This is a genomic window from Streptomyces sp. NPDC002566, from assembly GCF_042889585.1.
Taxonomy (GTDB): Bacteria; Actinomycetota; Actinomycetes; order Streptomycetales; family Streptomycetaceae; genus Streptomyces.
In genome coordinates, this window is record NZ_JBIARD010000005.1 from 412,433 (window position 1) to 430,810 (window position 18,378).

Sequence of the window (18,378 nt, forward strand, 5' to 3'; positions counted from 1 at the left end):
GCCCCCCCCGCGGGGGCCGCCCGCCCCCGCGGCGGCCGGCGGGGCGACCCCCCCCCCCCCCCCCCCCCCCCCCCGCCCCCCCCCCCCCGGGGGGGCCCCCCCCGCCGCTCGTTCGTGTCTGCCGGTCGTGGCGCGTCGCATGACGACACGGTGCCCGACTCGGACGGAGACCTGCCGTTCCCTGAGCCGCGTCAGCCCTGCTCTTCCCGCTCCGCGCGGCGTGGTGTCGTGGTGGCTGCCAGGCACAGGCCGACAGCGCACAGCGCGGCGGCTGTCACGGCGGCCGGGACACTGTGCGGTCCGTGGATGGACCACGCCCATGGTTCCGGGGAGTTGTCCCAGCGCACGCCGGCCAGCAGGGTGGGACCGAACATCGCCAGCGGCGGAAGCCAGGCCAGACCGCTGCCGAACACGCGGGCCCCGATCATCGCGAGCCCGAGATAGCCCGCGACGTTGCGGACGGCGGCTGCGGTGACCCCGGCGGACGCACCGGCGGCCATGGGCAGGACGGCCAGCAGCATCGCGTAGAGCAGGACGACCGTCATGTGGACCGCTCGGTGACGGCGCATCGGCTGCGCCGCGGTGTGCTCGAGGTCGGCCATCGGCGAGAACGTCGTGGTGGCGAGGACCACCGCGTGGACGACGGGCACGACGGCCGCCAACGGCACGCTGTAGTCCGTCAGATGGCGCAGCTGAGGAAGCGGCACCTGCTGTCCGGCGTACACGGTGGCCGCGACGGCGACGACCAGCGCGACCAGCGCTGCGCGGGGCACGTTGCGGCTGCGGCCGTAGGCAAGGAGGGCGCGCAGGCCCGGCGAGGCGCAGGAGGACGCGGTCTTCACTTGGTCGGCGCCGTTCTCTGCGGCGGCGCGGGGACGGGGCGGCAGGCTCGGATGTCTTGGGCCGCGGCCTTCAGCCACTGGTCCTGGTCGGCTTTCGGCGCCTTCAGGAATCTCTCGAGACCGGTGGCGAACGCGTCACCCCAGTAGGTGCTCTGCACCCGGGCACGGTCGCGGACCACGGCTTCGAAGAGGAAGGTGTCGGGGTAGCCGCCGATGTCCTTCAGCGGGTGCGGGGAGCAGCCGTCGGGCGGCTGCGGCAAGGAGGCCGCGAGCATGTCCTGAGTCATCGCTTCCCGGTCCATGCCCGGTACGTACACCGGCAGTTCGGCGGTCGGTGCGCTCCCGGACGGCGTGGCGAGGCCGCGCTCGTAGAACATGCGTGTGAGGCCGGGGACCGAGCCGACGGAGCGCTGGACTCGTTGCAGCGCGATCTCGGCCTCCGGCAGAAGGTGCCGGTCGGCCGGCCACAGACAGGCCGTGGCACCGCTCTCGGTGACACAGACCGGCTCCGTCGGCTGAGGAGTCCTCACGGCCCAGTACAGCTCGGGCAAGGGGGCACGGAACGTGAACAGGGCCCCGGCGGCGAGGGCCGCCGCCAGCGTCACCGGCAACAGTGTGCCGAGCGCGGGGCGCGCCGCCCGCCCGCGCAGCAGGCCCGGTGCGGCGAGGATCAGCAAGCCGAAGGCCAGACACCACACGGCGCCGATCAGCAAACGGCCTGCGTTCGGCTGGAAGGCCACGTCCCAGTGCACGTCGAGTACGGGCACGAGCGCCCACGGCATCGAGGACCGCTGCTCGCCGGCGAACAGCGCGAGACCCACCAGCGCGGCGTACCAGCCGAGGCCCACGAAGGGAACGGCGATGCGGGACGGGGACAGGACGCCGACCACGACCCCGATCGCGGTCTGCAGTCCGACCATGGCTGCGCCGATGACGAGCGGTGACCAGGTGGGCGCGGTCACGGCGCTCACCTCGGCGGTGCGGGAGAAGGCCATGAGCGCGAAGAGCGCGTACACGGGAAGTGCCCAGGCCATGGCGGACAGCCACACCATCGTGGTCTGCTCCCAGCCGCTGCGGGCCGTCGTCTCCGCCCAGGCGAGCGTGCGGTGGCGGCGTACGCGGCCTGCGGTCCACGCGGCGCCGGTGCTCGTCAGCGGTCCCATCACCATCACGGCGAAGATCTGGACCTCGACGGCGCTCTGCGTCCACCAGCCGATCCAGTCACTGGTCTCCGCGTCCGGGGAGAGGAAGTACCAGGCGCCGATCGCCGTCATCAACGCGGCGATCCATTTGGACTCGCCGCGTCGCATCTCTGTCCACAGCATGCGGATCACAGCGCCGTCCCCTCGGCGTCGACCAGGTGCAGATAGCCCGATTCCACGGTGCCGTCCTCGCCGGTCAGCGCGCACAGCTGGCCCAGCGTGCCGTCGAAGCGGACCCTGCCCTCGAAGAGCACGGAGATCCGGTCGCAGGTGTGGGCGACGTCCTCGGCGAGATGCGTGCTCATCACGACGGCGCAGTGCTCCCCGAGCCCCTTGATGAGCTCGCGGAAGCCGACGCGTTGCGCCGGGTCCAGGCCCACGGTCGGCTCGTCGAGCAGCACCAGCGCGGGACGGTTGACCACCGCCTGCGCGATGCCGACGCGTCGCAGCATGCCGCCGGAGAGGTCCCCCATCCGCCGGTCGGCGTGTTTGTCCATGCCTACCTGCCGCAGCGCCTCACGAGCCCGATCGCGTCGCTCTCGGGACGGGACTTTCCGCAGCCAGGCCGCGTACTCGACGAACTCCAGCGCGGTGAAGCGCGGGTAGTGGCCGAAGGACTGCGGGAGGACGCCGATCCGCTCGCGGATGCGCCGCACGGCTTTCCGTCCACCCGTCGCGGCCAGTGCGCCCAGCAGCGTGACGGTGCCCTCGTCCGGACGGTTCGCAGTGCTGAGCAGGGAAAGCAGGGTGCTCTTGCCGGCACCGTTGGGGCCGAGCAGTCCCGTCACGCCGGTCGGGAATCCGAGCGAGACCTCGTCGAGCGCGGTCAGGCTCCCGTAGCGGACGGTGACCTTCTCGACTGCCGCGATGGTCTGAATCGATGGGGGCGGACCGGCTTCCGCAGCGGGTCGACCCGGCTCGCCGGGTTCGGTCGGCTGGGCGCCCGCCGCGGACGACGGGGAGTCGGCCGCGGCGGGCTCGTTGCCAAGGGACACAGTGTTCTCTGGTTCCGTCGGTACCGTTTGTCTTGCTCGTGTTCTCGGCCGGGTCAGTTCTCGGCGGCGGCGAAGCCAACGCCGCGGCTGCCCGGAACGGCGGCCCAGCTCACCTGCGTGTAGTACTTGTTCGAGCTGCTGGTGCCCTTGTAGGAACCGCACCCGTACCCCTGCGAGTAGCTGCGCGAGGTAGAGGTTATCTGCGGGTCGGGAGAGAACGAGACGTCCCGCCAGACGGAGGCGGTGAAGGTACGCGAGTCGTTGACGGGCACGTCACCGCAAGCCTTGACGTGGCCGGAGCCCGGGCCGGACCAGCGGTTGCTGTCCTCGGCGCTGCCGGCGGTGGCGACCGCGAACGGTAAACGGCTTCCGGAGATCTCCGCTGCCAGTGCGCTCACGGTCGGAACGGCTACCGTGAACGCCGCGATCGCCGCCACTACAGCCGACCTGCGCTTGAACGTCGTCAGACGCTTCTGCATGTGAACTTCCCCCTCTGCAGGGCCAATTGGTCGCTGACGACACTATGGGCGTCGACTGTGGCTTGTCTGTGCACAAGATCACGCGATATCCACTTGCGATCACCCGAGTGGCCGAGAGTGCTCTCTTCCTCGACGGGCTTCCGGCCGCGTCCGTCTGCGTTGCCCTGTCGAACGGTTGTCATCCGCGCGGACGTGAGCCGCGTCCGCGCGGAGCCGGGCTGATGCTGCACGCCGGTTGAGGGCCGGTGTGGCTCAGGGTCTGGCGTACGGGCGGGTGATGATCTCCATGTTGTGGCCGTCCGGGTCGGCGAAGTACGCGCCGCGGCCGCCGAACAGGCCGTTCACGCGGCCCGGTTCGGTGTGGCGGGGGTCGGCGTAGTACGTGACTCCGACGGCCTCCAGGCGGGCGATCATCGTGTCGAACTGCTCGTCCGGCACGAGGAACGCGTAGTGCTGGGACTGGATCGGCTCGTCTCGCAGCTCGTAGTAGTCGAGGGTGACGCCGTTGCCGAGGTCGACCGGCAGGAACGGGCCGAAGGGCGCGCCGACCGGGACGCCCAGGATCGCGGCGAGGAACTCGGCCGAGAGCCGGCGGTCGGAGGCGTAGACGGCGGTGTGGTTCAGCTGGGGCAGCGCTGTGCTGGCGGACATGTGAGGTGGTTTCTCCGGGTCGTTGACGGCGTGAAGGGCTGTCGAAGGACACGGAGGCCGGGCGGGTCTCTCCCCCGCCCCGGGCTCACGCCGAGGCCGGGCGCCTCACTCGTGTATGGCCCATGGCCGACCCGGCAGTCACCCGGGTGACGCTAGCGCGATCTTGCGGCCCGGTGCAATCCCGGGCCGGGAGGCGCACCCTGGAAGCAGAAGTTCCGGAGGTGATCGTCATGATGCGTACCGCTGTGGGATGGCATGTCGAGCTGGAGTTCCAGGAGGACGAGCAGCACACGCGGGCGGTGGCGATGGTCCGCTTGCCCGACGGGACCGAGGTCCGGGCCCAGGGGCACGCGAGCCGTCACCGCGTCGACGCCAACCAGCCCCGGGTCGGCGAGGAGATCGCGGGCGCCCGCGCGCTGAACGAGATCGCCATGCAGCTCCTCACCAAGGCCCACATGGAGATCGACGACGCGTCGGGGCGCACGTCGCACCCGATCAACGTCTGAGCGGCGGGTCACGGGACCTGCTGTGCGCTCTCCCGCACCGCCCTGACCAGCGCCTGTGCCCGCGGGTCCGCCGTCACGCTCTTGCGGAAGCCGTTGGTGACATAGCCGAAGGCGAGGCCGGAGTCGGGGTCGGCGAAGCCGAGGGCGCCGCCGCGGCCGGGGTGACCGAAGGAGGTGGGGGACAGCAGCGGGGACGCTGTGCCGTGCAGCATGTAGCCGAGGCCGAACCGGGTGTTCACCACCAGCACCCGGTCCGGCCCCGCCGCACGCTCACCGCGCGCCGCCCGTGCCGTCTCCGGGAGGAACAGCCGCGTCCCGCCCTCCACTTCGCCGATCAGCGAGGCGTAGAAGCGGGCGAGCCCCTCCGCGGTGGCGATGCCGTTGGAGGCGGGGAGGGCGGCGGCACGGTAGGCCGGGTCGTTCTCGTCGGGCAGCGGGGTGATCGCGGCGAAGGCGCGGCGGGTGAGGGAGGCGGGGTCGGCGTACGCGTCGGAGACGGCCCGCTTGGGCCGGGTCCTCAGGGCGCCGGCGGGGACGGGCGCCTCGACCGGCCCGACGCGCCCCACGCGCGCGCTCTCGCCGGCCGGCAGTCCGAGCCACAGGTCGGCGCCGAGCGGCCCGGCGATCTCCTCGGCGATCCACGCGCCGATGGTGCGCCCGGTGACCCGGCGCACCAGCTCGCCGGTCAGCCAGCTGTAGGTCTGCGCGTGGTAGCCGTGGTCGGCGCCCGGCTCCCACGCCGGCGCCTGGGCGGCGACGGCCGCCGCGCCGAGGTCGGGGTCGGCGGCCTCGGCGGGCGTCAGCGGCCGGTCCAGCACGGGCACGCCCGCGCGGTGCGAGAGCAGGTCCCGTACGAGGGTCCGCTCCTTGCCGGCCGCCTTGTACTCGGGCCAGTACGCGCCGACGGGCGCCTCCAGGTCCAGCTCCCCGCGCTGGTGCAGCAGCAGGAGGACGGCGGCGGCCACGCCCTTGGTCGCCGAGCGCACGATCTGCGCGGTGCCCCGCTCCCACGGCGCCTCGCCGTCCACGTCCCGGACGCCGCCCCACAGGTCGACGACCTTGCGCCCGTCCCGGTAGACGGCCACCGCCGCGCCCCGGTCGCCGCGCGCCGTGAAGTTCCGTGCGAACGCCTCCCGGACCGGCTCGAAGCCCTCGGCCACCGCACCGCTCACGTCCACGCCCGCACATCCTCTCGACTGCCTGTCGGCCGACCTTCGACTCCCATGGAACACCGGCCCCCCGCCTGCGATTCCTGGGGGGTGTCAGCCCAGCAGGATCGTCACGTCGATGTTGCCGCGCGTGGCGTTGGAGTACGGGCACACCTGGTGCGCCGCGTCGACCAGCTTCGCGGCGAGGTCGGCGTCGAGGACGGGCAGCGAGACGCTCAGGGCGACCGCGAGGCCGTAGCCGCGGGTCCTGTTGGGGCCGATGCCGACCTTCGCCGCGACCGTGGAGCCGGTGAGGTCGTAGCCCGCGCGGTTGCCGACGAGGATCAGCGCGTTGTGGAAGCAGGAGCTGTAGCCGGCCGCGAAGAGCTGCTCGGGGTTGGTGCCGGCGCCGTCGCCGCCCATCGCCTGCGGCATCGCCACCTTCAGCTGGATATGGCCGTCCTGGCTGGTCACATACCCGTCCCGGCCCCCGTGCGCGGTGGCTTCGGCGACGTACATGATCTTCGTCGGACGGGTGTCGACTTCGGCGTCCTCGGTCACGGCGGTCCCTCCCCCGGACAGTGTGCAATTACATCGTGCACAAGGTACCGGCCGGTATGAAACCGCTTGTCCATCAGGGGGTCGCAACCGCGGGTAACAGCAGGTGGGCGCGTGCGCCCCAGGGCCAGTGGGCGCGGTCCGCCGCTGCGCAGGGGTCAGCGGGCGCGGTCCGCCGCTTCCTGCGCCCGCCCCGCGAGCTGCCACAGCTCCTCGCGCAACCGCGCGACCTCCGCCTCGTCGACCCCCGTCGCCGCGAGCAGCGCGCCGGGCACGCGCTCCGCGCGCCCCCGCAATTCCTCACCGCGCCCGGTGCACGCGACGAGCACCGAGCGCTCGTCGCGCGCCGAGCGCTCCCGGCGCACCAGCCCCGCCGACTCCAGCCGCTTCAGCAGCGGCGACACCGTGCCGTAGTCCAGCCGCAGGGCCTCGGCCAGCTCCTTCACGGTGATCTCGCCGCGCTCCCACAGCACCAGCAGGACGAGGTACTGCGGATAGGTCAGCCCCAGCTCGTCCAGGAGCGGCCGGTAGGCGGCCGTCACCGCGCGCTGGGCGGCGTACAGCGCGAAGCACAGCTGCTGGTCCAGCTGCAGCGACGCCTCGGCCCCCGAAGACGCGCCGGCCCCCCAAGGCGCACCGGCCCCCGAAGGCGCACCTGCCTGCGCGGGCGCACCGGCCGCCGGTCGGGCGCCGGCCCGTGCGGGCCCTCCGGCCGCCCCGGTCACGTCGGATCGCTCGTTCGTCACGCGCCCATTGTCACGGAGCGCGGGTCGAACCCGAACGGCAGCTCCAGGCGGTGGGCGCGCATCAGCTCCGCGTCGGACAGCAGTTCGCCGGTCGGTCCGTCCGCCGCGATCACGCCCTCGCTGAGGATCAGCGAGCGCGGGCACAGTTCGAGCGCGTACGGCAGATCGTGGGTGACCATCAGGACGGTGACGTCCAACGACCGCAGGATGTCGGCGAGTTCGCGGCGGGAGGCCGGATCGAGGTTGGAGGACGGCTCGTCCAGGACGAGGATCTCCGGCTCCATCGCGAGGACCGTCGCCACGGCCACCCGGCGGCGCTGCCCGAAGGACAGATGGTGCGGCGGACGGTCCTTGAAGTCCGACATGCCGACCCGGGCGAGCGCGCGGTCCACGCGCTCCTCCAGCTCGGCCCCCTTCACCCCGGCCGCCGCGGGCCCGAACGCCACGTCCTCGCGGACCGTCGGCATGAACAGCTGGTCGTCGGGGTCCTGGAAGACGATGCCGACCTTGCGCCGGATCTCGGCCATGTGCCGCTTGCCGACGGGCAGTCCCGCGACGCTGACCGCGCCCGCGCCGCCGGTGAGGATGCCGTTGAGGTGGAGGACGAGGGTGGTCTTGCCGGCGCCGTTCGGGCCGAGCAGCGCCACCCGCTCACCGCGCGCGATCGAGAAGTCCACGCCGAACAGCGCCTGATGCCCGTCGGGGTAGGCGAAGGCGAGGCCGGCCACCTGGAGCGAGGGCGGGGCGGAAGCGGGGTCGGGCGCGGGCGTCACGGCGGTCATAGGGTCCATCCCAGCACGCACACCGCCAGCGCGGCCAACGGCAGGGTGAAGGCGTACGACCACTGCGCCCGGGAGGCGCTCACCTCGTCGATCACCGGCATCGAACCGGCGTACCCGCGGCTCACCATGGCCAGGTGCACGCGTTCCCCGCGTTCGTAGGAGCGGATGAACAGCGCGCCCGCCGTCTTCGCGAGCACCCCCCAGTGCCGCACCCCGCGCGCCTCGAAGCCGCGCGACTCCCGCGCGATCCGCATGCGCCGCAGCTCGTCCGTGATGACGTCGCCGTAGCGGATCATGAAGGAGGCGATCTGCACCAGCAGCGGCGGGAGTTTGAGCCGTTGCAGGCCGAGGAGGATCTCCCGCAGTTCGGTGGTGGAGGCGAGGAGGACGGACGCGGCGACGCCGAGCGTGCCCTTGGCGAGCACGTTCCAGGCGCCCCACAGCCCCTCGACGCTGAGCGACAGGCCCCACACGTCCACCCGCTCGCCCTCCGCCACGAACGGCATCAGCACCGCGAACGCGACGAACGGCACCTCGATCAGCAGCCGCTTCAGCAGGAAGCCGGCCGGCACGCGCGCGCGGAACGCGACCACGCCGAGCAGGACCGCGTACAGGCCGAACGCCCACATCGCCTCGCGCGGGGTCGACACCACGACCGCCACGAAGGCGAACGCCGCCGCCAGCTTGGTGTGCGGGGGCAGGGCGTGCACGGGGGAGTGGCCGGCCCGGTAGAGCCGGTGGGCGTGTCCGGCGCCCATGCCTAGACCCCCGTGTTCGCCGGGGAGGCGTCGTCCGTACGACGCCTGCGCACCGCCCAGAACACGGCGCTGCCCGCGACGACGGTCACCCCGACGCCGATGACCCCGGCGAGGCCGCCGGACAGCCGGGCGTCGGCGACGTCCTTGACGCCGTAGTCGGCGAGCGGGGAGCCGGCGGCGGCGTGCTCGCGCGCCTTGGCGTCGATGCCCTTGTCGGCGGCGACCTTCTCCAGGCCGTCGGGGCTGGCCGAGGCGTAGAAGCTGACGAACCCGGCGAGGACGAGCGAGGTGACGAGGCCGCTCACCCACAGTGTGCGGCGGGAGGCGCCCGCCGGGACGGGGGCCGTGCGCTCCTCCTCGGCGTCCGGCGCGTCGACGAGTTCGCCGTTCACCCGCAGCCGCAGCTTCTGCCGCAGTCCGCGCGCCCCGTGGACGAGGTCCGGGCGCACGGCGAGGACCGCGCCGACGGTCAGCGAGGTGATCACGGCCTCGCCGATGCCGATCAGCACGTGCACGCCGACCATCGCGGTGGCGACCTTGCCGATCGGGACTTCGGTGGTGCCGCCGATCCAGTACACGAGGGTGAAGGCGAGGGCCGCGGCAGGCACCGACAGCAGCGCGGCGACGAAGGAGGCGACGGTGACGGAGCGGCGGCTGTTGGGCAGCACCTTCACCAGGGCGCGGAAGGCGGTGTACGCGACGACCGTCGTCACCACGGCCATGACGGTGATGTTCACGCCGAGCGCGGTCAGACCGCCGTCGGCGAAGAGGACGCCCTGCATCAGCAGCACCACGGACACGCACAGGACCCCTGTGTAGGGGCCCACGAGTATCGCGGCCAGGGCGCCGCCCAGCAGATGGCCGCTGGTGCCCGCGGCCACGGGGAAGTTGAGCATCTGCACGGCGAAGATGAACGCCGCCACCAGGCCGGCCAGCGGGGCCGTGCGCTCGTCGAGTTCGCGGCGCGCCCCGCGAAGGCTCACGGCGACCGCGCCGGCGGCTACGACTCCGGCGACGGCGGAGGTCGGGGCGTTGATGAATCCGTCAGGTACGTGCACTGTCCGATTGTAGGGGGCAGATGCGAACCGTTCGCAAGAGCGAGTGTCTCGTTTCTTGCGGTCACCTATCGCACATATGAGATCGACCGGTCTCAGGGGGCGGCGTCCGGAAAATATGCGACATTGGAGGGGTGGCGGACGCATAGATTCCGCACTGGTCACGCAGCGTGAAGGGGCGGCCGATGTCTGTAGTCGAACAGTACGCGCGAGCCCATATCGTCACCGACGCCGACCTGGTCGAGGAGGGGTGGGCGGCCGTCCCGGTCGTGTTGCGTTACGACCCCGAGGACGACCCGCGCTCGGTCCGCGTCGCACTGCCCGGCGCCCACGAGCGCACCATCGCCCGCACACTCCTCGAACAGGGCCTGCGCACCCCGGCGGGCAGCGGCGAGGTACGGGTGTGGCCGTGCGGCCGGGTGCAGGCGGTGGTGGAGTTCCACTCCGTGCAGGGCGTCTCGGTCGTCCAGTTCGAATCGAAGACCCTGCTCCGCTTCCTGCGCCGCACCTACACGGCCACGGGCCGGCCGGTCAGCCGCTGAGGCCGGCCGCCGGCGTCACGGCCCCGCGGCTCGCCTGTCCTCAGCGGCCCGCCTTCAGCAGGGTCGCCACGATAGGGCCGGCCGTGTCGCCGCCGTGGCCGCCCGCCTGGACGACGCCGGCGGCCGCGAGGTCGCCGCGGTAGGCGGTGAACCAGCCGTTGGGCTGCTTCTGGCCGTCGACCTCCGCCGAGCCGGTCTTCGCGCCGTAGTCGGGGCCGAGGCCCGTCATCGCCTTGGCCGCGGTGCCGTAGGCGGCCGTGTAGTTCATCAGCTCGCGCAGCTGAGAGAGCGTGGACGGCGACATCTTGCGAGCGGCGGTGGCCAGCGTGCGGTCGTCCACCGACGGGGCCACCAGGTACGGCTGGTGGAACGTCCCCGACTTGATGGTGGCCGAGACGGACGCCATGTTCAGCGGGTTCATCCGCACCCCGCCCTGGCCGATCAGCTCGGCCGCCATCTGGGCCGCCGACTGCACCGGGACCGCGCCGTCGAAGCTGGGCACGCCGACCGACCAGTCGTCCCGGGACAGGCCGAAGACCTGCTGGGCCTGCTGGGTCAGGCTGTTCTCGTCGAGCTTGCCGGCCTGGCTGATGAAGGCCGTGTTGCAGGAGCGGGCGAAGCTCGCCTTGAACGTGCCGCTCTTGATCTCGAACTCGTCGTCGTTCTGGAACTTCCACCCCCCGTACGTGAAGTACTTCGGGCACGGGTGCGGTTTATCCGCCGACGCCAGCCCCTTCTCGATCAGCAGCGAGGCGGTGACGACCTTCATGGTGGAGCCGGGCGCGAGGGAGCCCTGGAAGGCCGTGTTGAAGTTCGGGTTGCTGTTGGCGACGGCCAGGATCTCGCCGGTCGACGGGCGTACGACGACGACCGATGACCGCGCCCTGCTCGCCACCTGCTTCTCCGCCGTGGCCTGCAAGGCCGGGCTCAGCGTCGTCTTCACGGAGCCCGGCGTGCCCTCGCTCAGCTCCAGGAGCGTCTTGTCGGAGACCTTCTTCGCCTTGGAGTCCTTGCCGCGCACCACCCGCAGCTCGACGCCCGCCGTGCCGCCGGCCTTCTTCCCGTACTTCTCGCGCAGCCCGTCCAGGACCGTGCCCAGCGACGGGAACCTCTTCGCGGTCAGCTCGCCGCCGTCCCGGTCGAACGCCTTGACCGGCGGGTCGCCGGCCTCCCCGGTCACCAGGGTGTCCCCGTCGGCGAGGTCGGGGTGGACGACGGAGGCGTGCCAGTCGACCAGCGGCTTGCCGTCCGACGCCCGCCGTACGACGGTCAGCGCGCTGTCGTAGGCGAGCGGCTTCGCCGTCTTCTTGTACGTCACCGTGCCCTTGACGGAGAAGGCCAGCCTGTCGCCCGAGCGCGCGCCGGCGGTGAGGGCGGCGCCGGTGACGTGGGCGTCCTTGGTGTAGCCGGTGAGCAGCGCGGCGGCGGCCTTCGGGTCGTCGGTGGCGGCGGCGGCCTGCGCGACCTTGCCCTGCTGCCAGGCGGTCAGGAACGCCTGCGCCGCGGAGGTCACCTCGGCGGCCGACAGCGGACCCGTCTTCACCGCGGGCTTGCGCTCGGGCGCCCGGGACGAGCCGTCCTCGGCCGCCGCGCCGCCGCCGTACAGCGCGTACCCGGCGATGCCGGCGCCGCCGACGACCGCGGCGATCACACCGCCGACCACGACGGGCCGCTTGTTCCGTCGCTCGGCGACGCGCCTTCTGTTGCCCACAGCCCGAGATCCTCCAAGCTTGTCCGAGGCCGCCCTCGCCCCACTGCCGTCACCGATCCCAACGAGGGGAACCAGCCTAGAGTCCCCGGTGGCGGGGGTGACATCACGTGTGACGTCAACCACGCCCCCGTTCGGCTGCTTCTTGTCAGCGGGCGTAGGGCTCAGCCGTCGTACAGCTCACTTGGCCTACGGCTCAGCCGGCGTACGGCTCGGCCGCCCCGCGCCGGTTCAGCCGCCCGCGCGCAGCACCGTGGCGACGACCGGGCCGGCCGCGTCGACGCCGTGGCCGCCGTCCTCGACCATCGCGGCGGCGGCGACGTCGTCACGGTAGCCGGTGAACCAGCTGTCGGAGGTCGCGTTGCCGTCGGTCTCGGCGGAGCCGGTCTTCGCGCCGATCTTGCCGTGCAGGCCGGACATCACGCCGGCCGCGGTGCCGCTGGTGGCGGTGCGGTTCATCATCGAGCGCAGCTGGGTCACGGTTTCGTCGGGGAGCCCCTCGGCCCGGGCGAGCGTCCGCCCGTCGAGGCTCCTGGGGACGATGACCGGCTGGCGGAAGTCGCCCGTCGCCGCGGTGGCCGTCACGGAGGCCATGGTCAGCGGGTTCATCTGGACCTTGCCCTGGCCGATCAGGTTGGCCGCGGTGTCGGGGCCGCCGGCGGCGGGGACGGAGCCGTCGAAGGACGGGATGCCGGTCTTCCAGTCGTCGCGTCCGACGCCGAAACGCTGCTGCGCCTCCCTGGTGAGGGAGTCGACCCCGAGCTCGTCGGCGAACTTCACGAACGCGGTGTTGCAGGAGCGGGCGAAGCTCTGCGCCAGGGTGGCGCTCTCGTCCGCGGGCAGGTCGGCGAGGTTGTGGAAGGTCTGGCTCTGCCAGACGGCCTCGGCGGGGCAGGGGGCCGGGCCGTTCGCCGTGGTCAGCCCGGCGTCGATGAGAGCAGCCGCGCTGACGATCTTCATGGTGGAGCCGGGCGCCCGTTGGCCGAGGAAGGCCGCGTTGAAGCCGTCGGCGCGGTGGTTGGCGACCGCGAGGACCTCGCCGGTGCTCGGCCGCACGGCCACCACCGAGGCGTTGGCGAACTTGCCCACCGCCTTCTCGGCCGCCGCCTGCGCCGTCGCGCTGATCGTCGTGGGCAGCCGGCCCGCCTTGCCCTCGGCGAGGGTGAGCAGCGGGGTGTCGGCGGTGTCGGGCGTGGCGTGCCGGATCGTCAGCTCGACGCCGGCGGTGCCGCCCGCCTTCTCGCCGTAGGTGGCGCGCAGTTGGTCGAGGATCGGCCCGAGCGAGGGGTACTCCTCCTTCGTGAGCACCTTGCCCTCGCGGTCGACGGCCTCGATGGGCGGCGTCGCCGACTCGCCGGTGACGAGGGTGTCGTCCATCTCCTTCAGGCCGGGGTGCACGAGCGAGGGCTGCCAGTCCACGAGCGCCTTGCCGGTGGTCAGCCCGCGCACCACCTTGAGGGAGCTCTTGTAGGCGAGCGGTTTGGACTTCCCCTCGTACGACACCGTCGCTGCGACGCTGAACGGCACGGTGGCGCCGTTCGCCTTGCCGGGCGTGATCCGCACGCCCGTGATGTGCGCGGTCCCGCCGTAGGCGGTGAGCAGGGGCTCCGCCTTCTGGTCGTTGTTGGTGAGCGCCGCGGCGGCCGCGGCCTGCCCCTTCTCCCAGGCGGCGAAGAACGCGGCCGTGGTGTCCGCAACCTCCGACGCGTCGGGCGGCCCGCTCTTCTTCACGGACACCGGCCCGTTCGCCCCCGTGGTGCCGCCGCCGTCCGAGTTCAGCGCGTTCAGGATGTTGAAGGCGCCGTATCCGGCCCCTCCCACCATCACGGCTAACACCGAACCGACGATCGCCGTCTTGGCCCCCTTGTGCATGGCCGCACCCCTCCCCGTTCTTTCCCCGTTGGTCCCGTGAGCCCCTCCGCACGCGATTGAACGCGTTCAGAAAGGCGGGTCTCGGTCGCACTGTAAGCGCAACCGGGGGCCACGGGGAAAGGAGTTGACGGAAGTTGGCCGAAGGGCGATCGACGCATGGTGAAAAAACGGGCAACCGCAACGCCGGTCAAGGATCTGAACGCGACCCCGGACGACCGCCTCACACCCAGGTGTCGAGCCACATGCGTGAACGCCAGGAGTCGATGGGGATCGCCTGGCCCGTGTACAGCGGATAGAAGTAGATGAAGTTCCACGCGATCAGCAGCACCAGCACGCCCGCCGCCGTCGCGCCCGCCACCCGCCGGGTGTCGCCGCCTCCCGGCCGTCCGACGAGCGCACCGACCATCATCGCCACCGCCAGGCACAGGAACGGCAGGAAGACCACGGCGTAGAACAGGAAGATCGTGCGCTCCTGGTACAGGAACCACGGCAGGTACCCGGCGGCGATGCCGCAGGCGATCGCGCCCGCCCGCCAGTCACGGCGGAAGAACCAGCGCCACAGCACGAACAGGATCGCGAAGCAGGCCGCCCACCACAGCAGCGGCGTACCGAGTGCCAGCACCTCCCGCGCGCACTTCTCGCCCGCGTCCGCAGGGCAGCCGTCCTTGCCGGGCGCCGGGGACTCGTAGAAGTACGACACCGGGCGCCCCAGGACGATCCAGCTCCACGGGTTCGACTGGTACGGATGCGGCGAGGTCAGGTGGGTGTGGAACTCGTACACCTGCGTCTCGTAGTGCCACAGGCTGCGCCACCAGTCGGGGAACAGCCACGTCCAGCTGCCGCCCTTGCCGTCGCCCTCGGCCCAGTCGCGGTAGTAGCCGCCCGAGCCGTCGCGGGCGGACAGGATCCAGCCCGTCCACGACGCCACGTACGTCACCAGCGCGACCGGCACCGTCGCCAGGAACGCAAGACCCGTGTCCCGCCGCAGCACCGCGAGGTAGGGGCGGCGCGCACCGGCCACCCGGCGCGCGGCGACGTCCCACAGGACCGCCATCAGGCAGAACGCCACCATCACGTACAGCGCGTTCCACTTGGTGCCGATCGCCAGACCCAGCATCAGACCGGCCGCCCAGCGCCACGGCCGAAGGCCGAGCCGCGTCGTCTCGGCGACGTGCGCGTCCGGACGGCGCGGGCCGCCCTCCCGGTCGTCGAACGCCGGCAGCGCCGCCGCGAGCCGCTCGCGCGCCTTGTCCCGGTCGATCAGCAGACAGCCGAACGTCGCCAGCACGAAGAACATCAGCACCCCGTCGAGCAGCGCGGCCCGGCTCATCACGAAGTGCAGCCCGTCGAGCGCCATCAGCGCACCCGCCAGACAGCCCAGGAGCGTGGAGCGCAGCAGCCGGCGGCCGATCCGGCACAGCATCAGGACGGACAGCGTCCCCAGCAGCGCCGTCATGAACCGCCAGCCGAACGGATCGAACCCGAACATCAGCTCGCCCAGCCCGATGACGAACTTGCCGACCGGCGGATGCACCACGTACGCCGCGTCCGACGGGACCGTGACATGGCCGCCGGAGGACAGGATCAGATCGTTGGCGTTCTTCTCCCAGTTGACCTCGAAACCCCGGTGGACGAGCGCCCAGGCGTCCTTCGCGTAGTACGTCTCGTCGAATATCACCGCCTTCGGGCTGCCCAGGTTCCAGAACCGCAGCACACCCGCCATCAGCGTCACCAGCAGCGGCCCGCCCCAGCCCGACCAGCGCGTGATCCGCCCCGCCCACACGGGTCCGATCCCCAGCACCGCCCACAGCCGCGGACCGGGCTCGGCGAACGGCGGCGACAACCGCTCACGGACGTCGCCTCCCGGCTCCGCCGCGTATCCGAAACGGCGCAGCCGCTGCCGCCACGCCGGCCGCTGATCCTGCGGCGCCTGGTCCTGCCGGTAGTCCGTGGAGTCCATGGAGGACGCGGTACTGGTCACCGCGCCATCGTAGGGAACCCGTCTGTGGGAGTCCCGTGCACCGGGGTTCTCGTGGTCTTGGGAGACTGGAAAGGTGACAGACGCACCCGGAACCCTGGTCCTCGCCGGCACGCCCATCGGGGACGTCGCCGACGCACCGCCACGACTCGCCGAGGAACTGGCCGGCGCCGACGTCGTCGCCGCCGAGGACACCCGCAGGCTGCGCCGGCTCACGCAGGCGCTGGGGGTGACGACCACGGGCCGGATCGTCTCCTACTTCGAGGGCAACGAGTCCGCCCGCACGCCCGAACTCGTCGAGGCGCTCCTCGGCGGCGCGCGCGTGCTGCTGGTGACCGACGCCGGGATGCCGTCGGTGTCCGACCCCGGCTACCGGCTCGTCGCCGCCGCCGTCGAACACGACGTGCGGGTCACCGCCGTGCCCGGACCGTCCGCCGTCCTGACCGCCCTCGCGCTGTCCGGCCTGCCCGTCGACCGCTTCTGCTTCGAGGGGTTCCTTCCGCGCAAGGCGGGCGAGCGGCTGTCCCGGCTGCGGGAGGTCGCCGAGGAGCGGCGCACGCTCGTCTACTTCGAGGCCCCGCACCGGCTCGACGACACCCTCGCCGCGATGAGCGAGGTGTTCGGCGGTCAGCGGCGGGCGGCCGTCTGCCGCGAGCTGACCAAGACGTACGAGGAGATCAAGCGCGGGCCGCTGGCCGAGCTGGCCGAGTGGGCGGCACAGGGCGTGCGCGGCGAGATCACCGTCGTCGTCTCCGGTGCGCCCGAGCCCGGGCCCGAGGAACTCGACGCGGAGGAGCTGGTGCGGCGGGTGCGGGTGCGGGAGGAGGCCGGCGAGCGGCGCAAGGAGGCGATCGCCGCGGTGGCGGTGGAGGCGGGGCTGGCCAAGCGGGTGGTGTTCGACGCGGTCGTGGCGGCGAAGCGCACCGCTGGATGAGCAGGATGCGGTAGCGCCGATCGAGGGCCGTCGTGTCCGGGGTGCGGGTGGTGCGTGGCTGGTCGCGCAGTTCCCCGCGCCCCTGGGTCGGCTGCGCCTGCGTCCGTTTCAAGGCATGGCCAAATCGGGGCCAATTACTCGGCATGTGTGCTGCGTTCGCAGGTTGCGAGCAGTCCACTGGGCTGAGGGCACTTCGTCCTCGACCAGTGGATCAAAGGAGCCGGGATGGGTGAGATCACAGGGTGGTCCGGCCTGCGCGCCGCGGGGGTTCCCGTCGTGCACGAGTCCTATTCCTTCGCCTGCATGCGCTGCGGGCACGGCTGGGAACAGTCGTACGAGATCGAGCACCACACGGACGCCGACGGCCACGAGTTCGTCCGGTACGTCGCCGACGGACGCGTCGTGCCGTCGCCGTTGAGCCGCCCCGTGTGCCAGAACTGCGACGCGCACATCGTGCGCATCATGCGGGCGGGGCAGGTCTCCTCGGTGCTCAGCGCGGCACGGCGGCAGCCGCCGGACGAGGGCGCCGAGCCGGTGGGCGAGGTGGCGGGCGTGGCCCGCGAGCAGCGCCACCACTGGCAGCTGTCCGACCTCCTCCACCCCTTCCAGCGCCGGGCCAGCTGACCCGGACGGCGCGGCCCCGGTCCTTTCGTAGGATCGGGGCATGCCTTCGAACGCCGACAAGGCCGACAAGAACACCGCGCCGCCGCTCCCGGCACCCCTGGCGGTGCCCGTCGCCGACTCCCACACCCACCTCGACATGCAGTCCGGCACGGTGGAGGAGGGCCTCGCGAAAGCCGCGTCGGTCGGGGTGACGACGGTCGTCCAGGTCGGCTGCGACGTGCGCGGCTCCCGGTGGGCGGCCGAGACGGCGGCCGCGCACGAGTGCGTCCACGCGGCCGTCGCCCTCCACCCCAACGAGGCGCCGCGCATCGTCCACGGCGACCCGGACGGCTGGTCGCGGCAGGGCGCACGGCAGCCGGGCGGCGCGGCGGCGCTCGACGAGGCGCTCGCCGAGATCGACCGCCTGGCCGGGCTCGCCCACGTCAAGGGCGTCGGGGAGACCGGGCTCGACCACTTCCGCACCGGCCCCGAGGGCAAGGAGGCGCAGGAGCGCTCCTTCCGCGCCCACATCGAGATGGCCAAGCGGCACGGCAAGGCCCTCGTCATCCACGACCGCGACGCCCACGCCGACGTCCTGCGGATCCTGAAGGAGGAGGGCGCCCCCGAGCGGACCGTCTTCCACTGCTACTCCGGCGACGCCGAGATGGCGGAGATCTGCGCCCGCGCCGGGTACTTCATGTCGTTCGCCGGCAACGTCACCTTCAAGAACGCCCAGAACCTGCGCGACGCCCTCGCCGTCGCCCCGCTGGAGCTGGTGCTGGTGGAGACCGACGCGCCCTTCCTCACCCCGGCCCCGTACCGGGGGAGGCCGAACGCCCCGTACCTCGTCCCGGTGACGGTCCGTGCGATGGCCGCCGTGCGCGGCGTCGACGAGGACGTCATGGCGACGGCTCTCGCCGCCAACACCGCCCGCGCGTTCGACTACTGAACCACTCGAACACGACGCTGCGTAGCCGAGCCGCTTTGGAGAGTGACGGCCGCTCCGCTAGGTTCTGGGG

19 protein-coding genes are annotated in these 18,378 nt (G+C 72.3%); 5 read left to right on the top strand and 14 right to left on the bottom strand.

Going from position 1 to position 18,378, the window contains the following annotated elements:
* Positions 1-191 precede the first annotated feature (191 nt).
* The 5 genes from ACFYXA_RS23415 to ACFYXA_RS23435 all read right to left on the bottom strand — a co-directional run bounded on the left by ACFYXA_RS23415 (position 192) and on the right by ACFYXA_RS23435 (position 4,169).
* Positions 192-842 carry a hypothetical protein gene (locus ACFYXA_RS23415; RefSeq protein ID WP_352246385.1) on the bottom strand — a complete coding sequence of 217 codons (651 nt, stop codon included), beginning with the start codon at positions 840-842 and terminating at the stop codon, positions 192-194.
* Positions 839-2,167 (bottom strand): hypothetical protein, encoded by a 1,329-nt coding sequence (locus ACFYXA_RS23420; RefSeq protein ID WP_389035912.1) that lies wholly within the window; start codon positions 2,165-2,167, stop codon positions 839-841. Before ACFYXA_RS23420 ends, ACFYXA_RS23415 begins: the two co-directional genes overlap by 4 nt.
* Positions 2,168-2,172: 5 nt before the next feature.
* Positions 2,173-3,039 carry an ATP-binding cassette domain-containing protein gene (locus ACFYXA_RS23425; protein ID WP_389035915.1) on the bottom strand — a complete coding sequence of 289 codons (867 nt, stop codon included), beginning with the start codon at positions 3,037-3,039 and terminating at the stop codon, positions 2,173-2,175.
* Positions 3,040-3,092: 53 nt separating this feature from the next.
* Positions 3,093-3,518 (bottom strand): hypothetical protein, encoded by a 426-nt coding sequence (locus ACFYXA_RS23430; protein WP_356680050.1) that lies wholly within the window; start codon positions 3,516-3,518, stop codon positions 3,093-3,095.
* Between the two features lie 252 nt (positions 3,519-3,770).
* A complete protein-coding gene (locus tag ACFYXA_RS23435; protein WP_352246382.1) occupies positions 3,771-4,169 on the bottom strand; it encodes a VOC family protein in 399 nt (132 codons plus the stop codon).
* Between the two features lie 230 nt (positions 4,170-4,399).
* Here ACFYXA_RS23435 and ACFYXA_RS23440 point away from each other — a divergent pair, with 230 nt between their 5' ends.
* Positions 4,400-4,675 carry a DUF1876 domain-containing protein gene (locus ACFYXA_RS23440; protein WP_130442344.1) on the top strand — a complete coding sequence of 92 codons (276 nt, stop codon included), beginning with the start codon at positions 4,400-4,402 and terminating at the stop codon, positions 4,673-4,675.
* A gap of 8 nt (positions 4,676-4,683) precedes the next feature.
* Here ACFYXA_RS23440 and ACFYXA_RS23445 read toward each other — a convergent pair whose 3' ends face one another.
* From ACFYXA_RS23445 to ACFYXA_RS23470, 6 genes are all read right to left on the bottom strand, one after another.
* Positions 4,684-5,853, bottom strand: coding sequence for a serine hydrolase domain-containing protein (locus ACFYXA_RS23445; protein ID WP_389035919.1), 1,170 nt, complete (start codon positions 5,851-5,853; stop codon positions 4,684-4,686).
* An 84-nt stretch (positions 5,854-5,937) separates the two neighbouring features.
* A complete protein-coding gene (locus ACFYXA_RS23450; protein ID WP_389036195.1) occupies positions 5,938-6,342 on the bottom strand; it encodes an organic hydroperoxide resistance protein in 405 nt (134 codons plus the stop codon).
* A 197-nt stretch (positions 6,343-6,539) separates the two neighbouring features.
* The gene (locus tag ACFYXA_RS23455; RefSeq protein WP_352246531.1) at positions 6,540-6,974 is read right to left on the bottom strand and encodes a MarR family transcriptional regulator; all 435 of its coding nucleotides are present in this window, start codon (positions 6,972-6,974) and stop codon (positions 6,540-6,542) included.
* Between the two features lie 149 nt (positions 6,975-7,123).
* Entirely contained in the window at positions 7,124-7,909 is a 786-nt protein-coding gene (locus ACFYXA_RS23460) for an ABC transporter ATP-binding protein (RefSeq protein WP_352246379.1), read from the bottom strand.
* Entirely contained in the window at positions 7,906-8,667 is a 762-nt protein-coding gene (gene cbiQ / locus ACFYXA_RS23465; protein ID WP_352246378.1) for a cobalt ECF transporter T component CbiQ, read from the bottom strand. The genes ACFYXA_RS23460 and cbiQ overlap by 4 nt, the downstream gene beginning before the upstream one ends.
* A gap of 2 nt (positions 8,668-8,669) precedes the next feature.
* A complete protein-coding gene (locus ACFYXA_RS23470; RefSeq protein WP_389035924.1) occupies positions 8,670-9,725 on the bottom strand; it encodes an energy-coupling factor ABC transporter permease in 1,056 nt (351 codons plus the stop codon).
* A gap of 182 nt (positions 9,726-9,907) precedes the next feature.
* Between ACFYXA_RS23470 and ACFYXA_RS23475 the strand changes: the two genes are divergently transcribed.
* Positions 9,908-10,264 (top strand): SsgA family sporulation/cell division regulator, encoded by a 357-nt coding sequence (locus ACFYXA_RS23475; RefSeq protein ID WP_389035927.1) that lies wholly within the window; start codon positions 9,908-9,910, stop codon positions 10,262-10,264.
* Positions 10,265-10,304: 40 nt separating this feature from the next.
* Here the strand turns inward: ACFYXA_RS23475 and ACFYXA_RS23480 are convergent, their stop codons facing one another.
* From ACFYXA_RS23480 to ACFYXA_RS23490, 3 genes are all read right to left on the bottom strand, one after another.
* The gene (locus ACFYXA_RS23480; protein WP_389035930.1) at positions 10,305-11,975 is read right to left on the bottom strand and encodes a penicillin-binding transpeptidase domain-containing protein; all 1,671 of its coding nucleotides are present in this window, start codon (positions 11,973-11,975) and stop codon (positions 10,305-10,307) included.
* Positions 11,976-12,203: 228 nt separating this feature from the next.
* Positions 12,204-13,844 carry a penicillin-binding transpeptidase domain-containing protein gene (locus tag ACFYXA_RS23485; protein WP_389035933.1) on the bottom strand — a complete coding sequence of 547 codons (1,641 nt, stop codon included), beginning with the start codon at positions 13,842-13,844 and terminating at the stop codon, positions 12,204-12,206.
* Between the two features lie 220 nt (positions 13,845-14,064).
* Positions 14,065-15,825 carry a dolichyl-phosphate-mannose--protein mannosyltransferase gene (locus ACFYXA_RS23490; RefSeq protein ID WP_389035936.1) on the bottom strand — a complete coding sequence of 587 codons (1,761 nt, stop codon included), beginning with the start codon at positions 15,823-15,825 and terminating at the stop codon, positions 14,065-14,067.
* 73 nt (positions 15,826-15,898) lie between these two features.
* Here ACFYXA_RS23490 and rsmI point away from each other — a divergent pair, with 73 nt between their 5' ends.
* The 3 genes from rsmI (at position 15,899) to ACFYXA_RS23505 (ending at position 18,308) form a co-directional block, all read left to right on the top strand.
* Positions 15,899-16,756, top strand: a complete 858-nt coding sequence (gene rsmI / locus ACFYXA_RS23495; protein ID WP_352246373.1) for a 16S rRNA (cytidine(1402)-2'-O)-methyltransferase — start codon at positions 15,899-15,901, stop codon at positions 16,754-16,756.
* A gap of 225 nt (positions 16,757-16,981) precedes the next feature.
* Entirely contained in the window at positions 16,982-17,380 is a 399-nt protein-coding gene (locus ACFYXA_RS23500) for a hypothetical protein (protein WP_352246372.1), read from the top strand.
* Positions 17,381-17,420: 40 nt separating this feature from the next.
* A complete protein-coding gene (locus tag ACFYXA_RS23505; protein WP_351091310.1) occupies positions 17,421-18,308 on the top strand; it encodes a TatD family hydrolase in 888 nt (295 codons plus the stop codon).
* The last annotated feature ends 70 nt before the right edge of the window (positions 18,309-18,378 follow it).

Bases quoted from the DNA above. Each gene is read 5' to 3' on its own strand.
- ACFYXA_RS23440 (WP_130442344.1), top strand. From the start codon at position 4,400: ATGATGCGTACCGCTGTGGGATGGCATGTCGAGCTGGAGTTCCAGGAG.
- ACFYXA_RS23430 (WP_356680050.1), bottom strand. From the start codon at position 3,518: ATGCAGAAGCGTCTGACGACGTTCAAGCGCAGGTCGGCTGTAGTGGCG.
- ACFYXA_RS23475 (WP_389035927.1), top strand. From the start codon at position 9,908: ATGTCTGTAGTCGAACAGTACGCGCGAGCCCATATCGTCACCGACGCC.
- cbiQ (WP_352246378.1), bottom strand. From the start codon at position 8,667: ATGGGCGCCGGACACGCCCACCGGCTCTACCGGGCCGGCCACTCCCCC.
- ACFYXA_RS23420 (WP_389035912.1), bottom strand. From the start codon at position 2,167: ATGCTGTGGACAGAGATGCGACGCGGCGAGTCCAAATGGATCGCCGCG.
- ACFYXA_RS23500 (WP_352246372.1), top strand. From the start codon at position 16,982: ATGGGTGAGATCACAGGGTGGTCCGGCCTGCGCGCCGCGGGGGTTCCC.
- ACFYXA_RS23450 (WP_389036195.1), bottom strand. From the start codon at position 6,342: ATGTACGTCGCCGAAGCCACCGCGCACGGGGGCCGGGACGGGTATGTG.
- ACFYXA_RS23460 (WP_352246379.1), bottom strand. From the start codon at position 7,909: ATGACCGCCGTGACGCCCGCGCCCGACCCCGCTTCCGCCCCGCCCTCG.
- ACFYXA_RS23435 (WP_352246382.1), bottom strand. From the start codon at position 4,169: ATGTCCGCCAGCACAGCGCTGCCCCAGCTGAACCACACCGCCGTCTAC.
- ACFYXA_RS23505 (WP_351091310.1), top strand. From the start codon at position 17,421: ATGCCTTCGAACGCCGACAAGGCCGACAAGAACACCGCGCCGCCGCTC.
- ACFYXA_RS23485 (WP_389035933.1), bottom strand. From the start codon at position 13,844: ATGCACAAGGGGGCCAAGACGGCGATCGTCGGTTCGGTGTTAGCCGTG.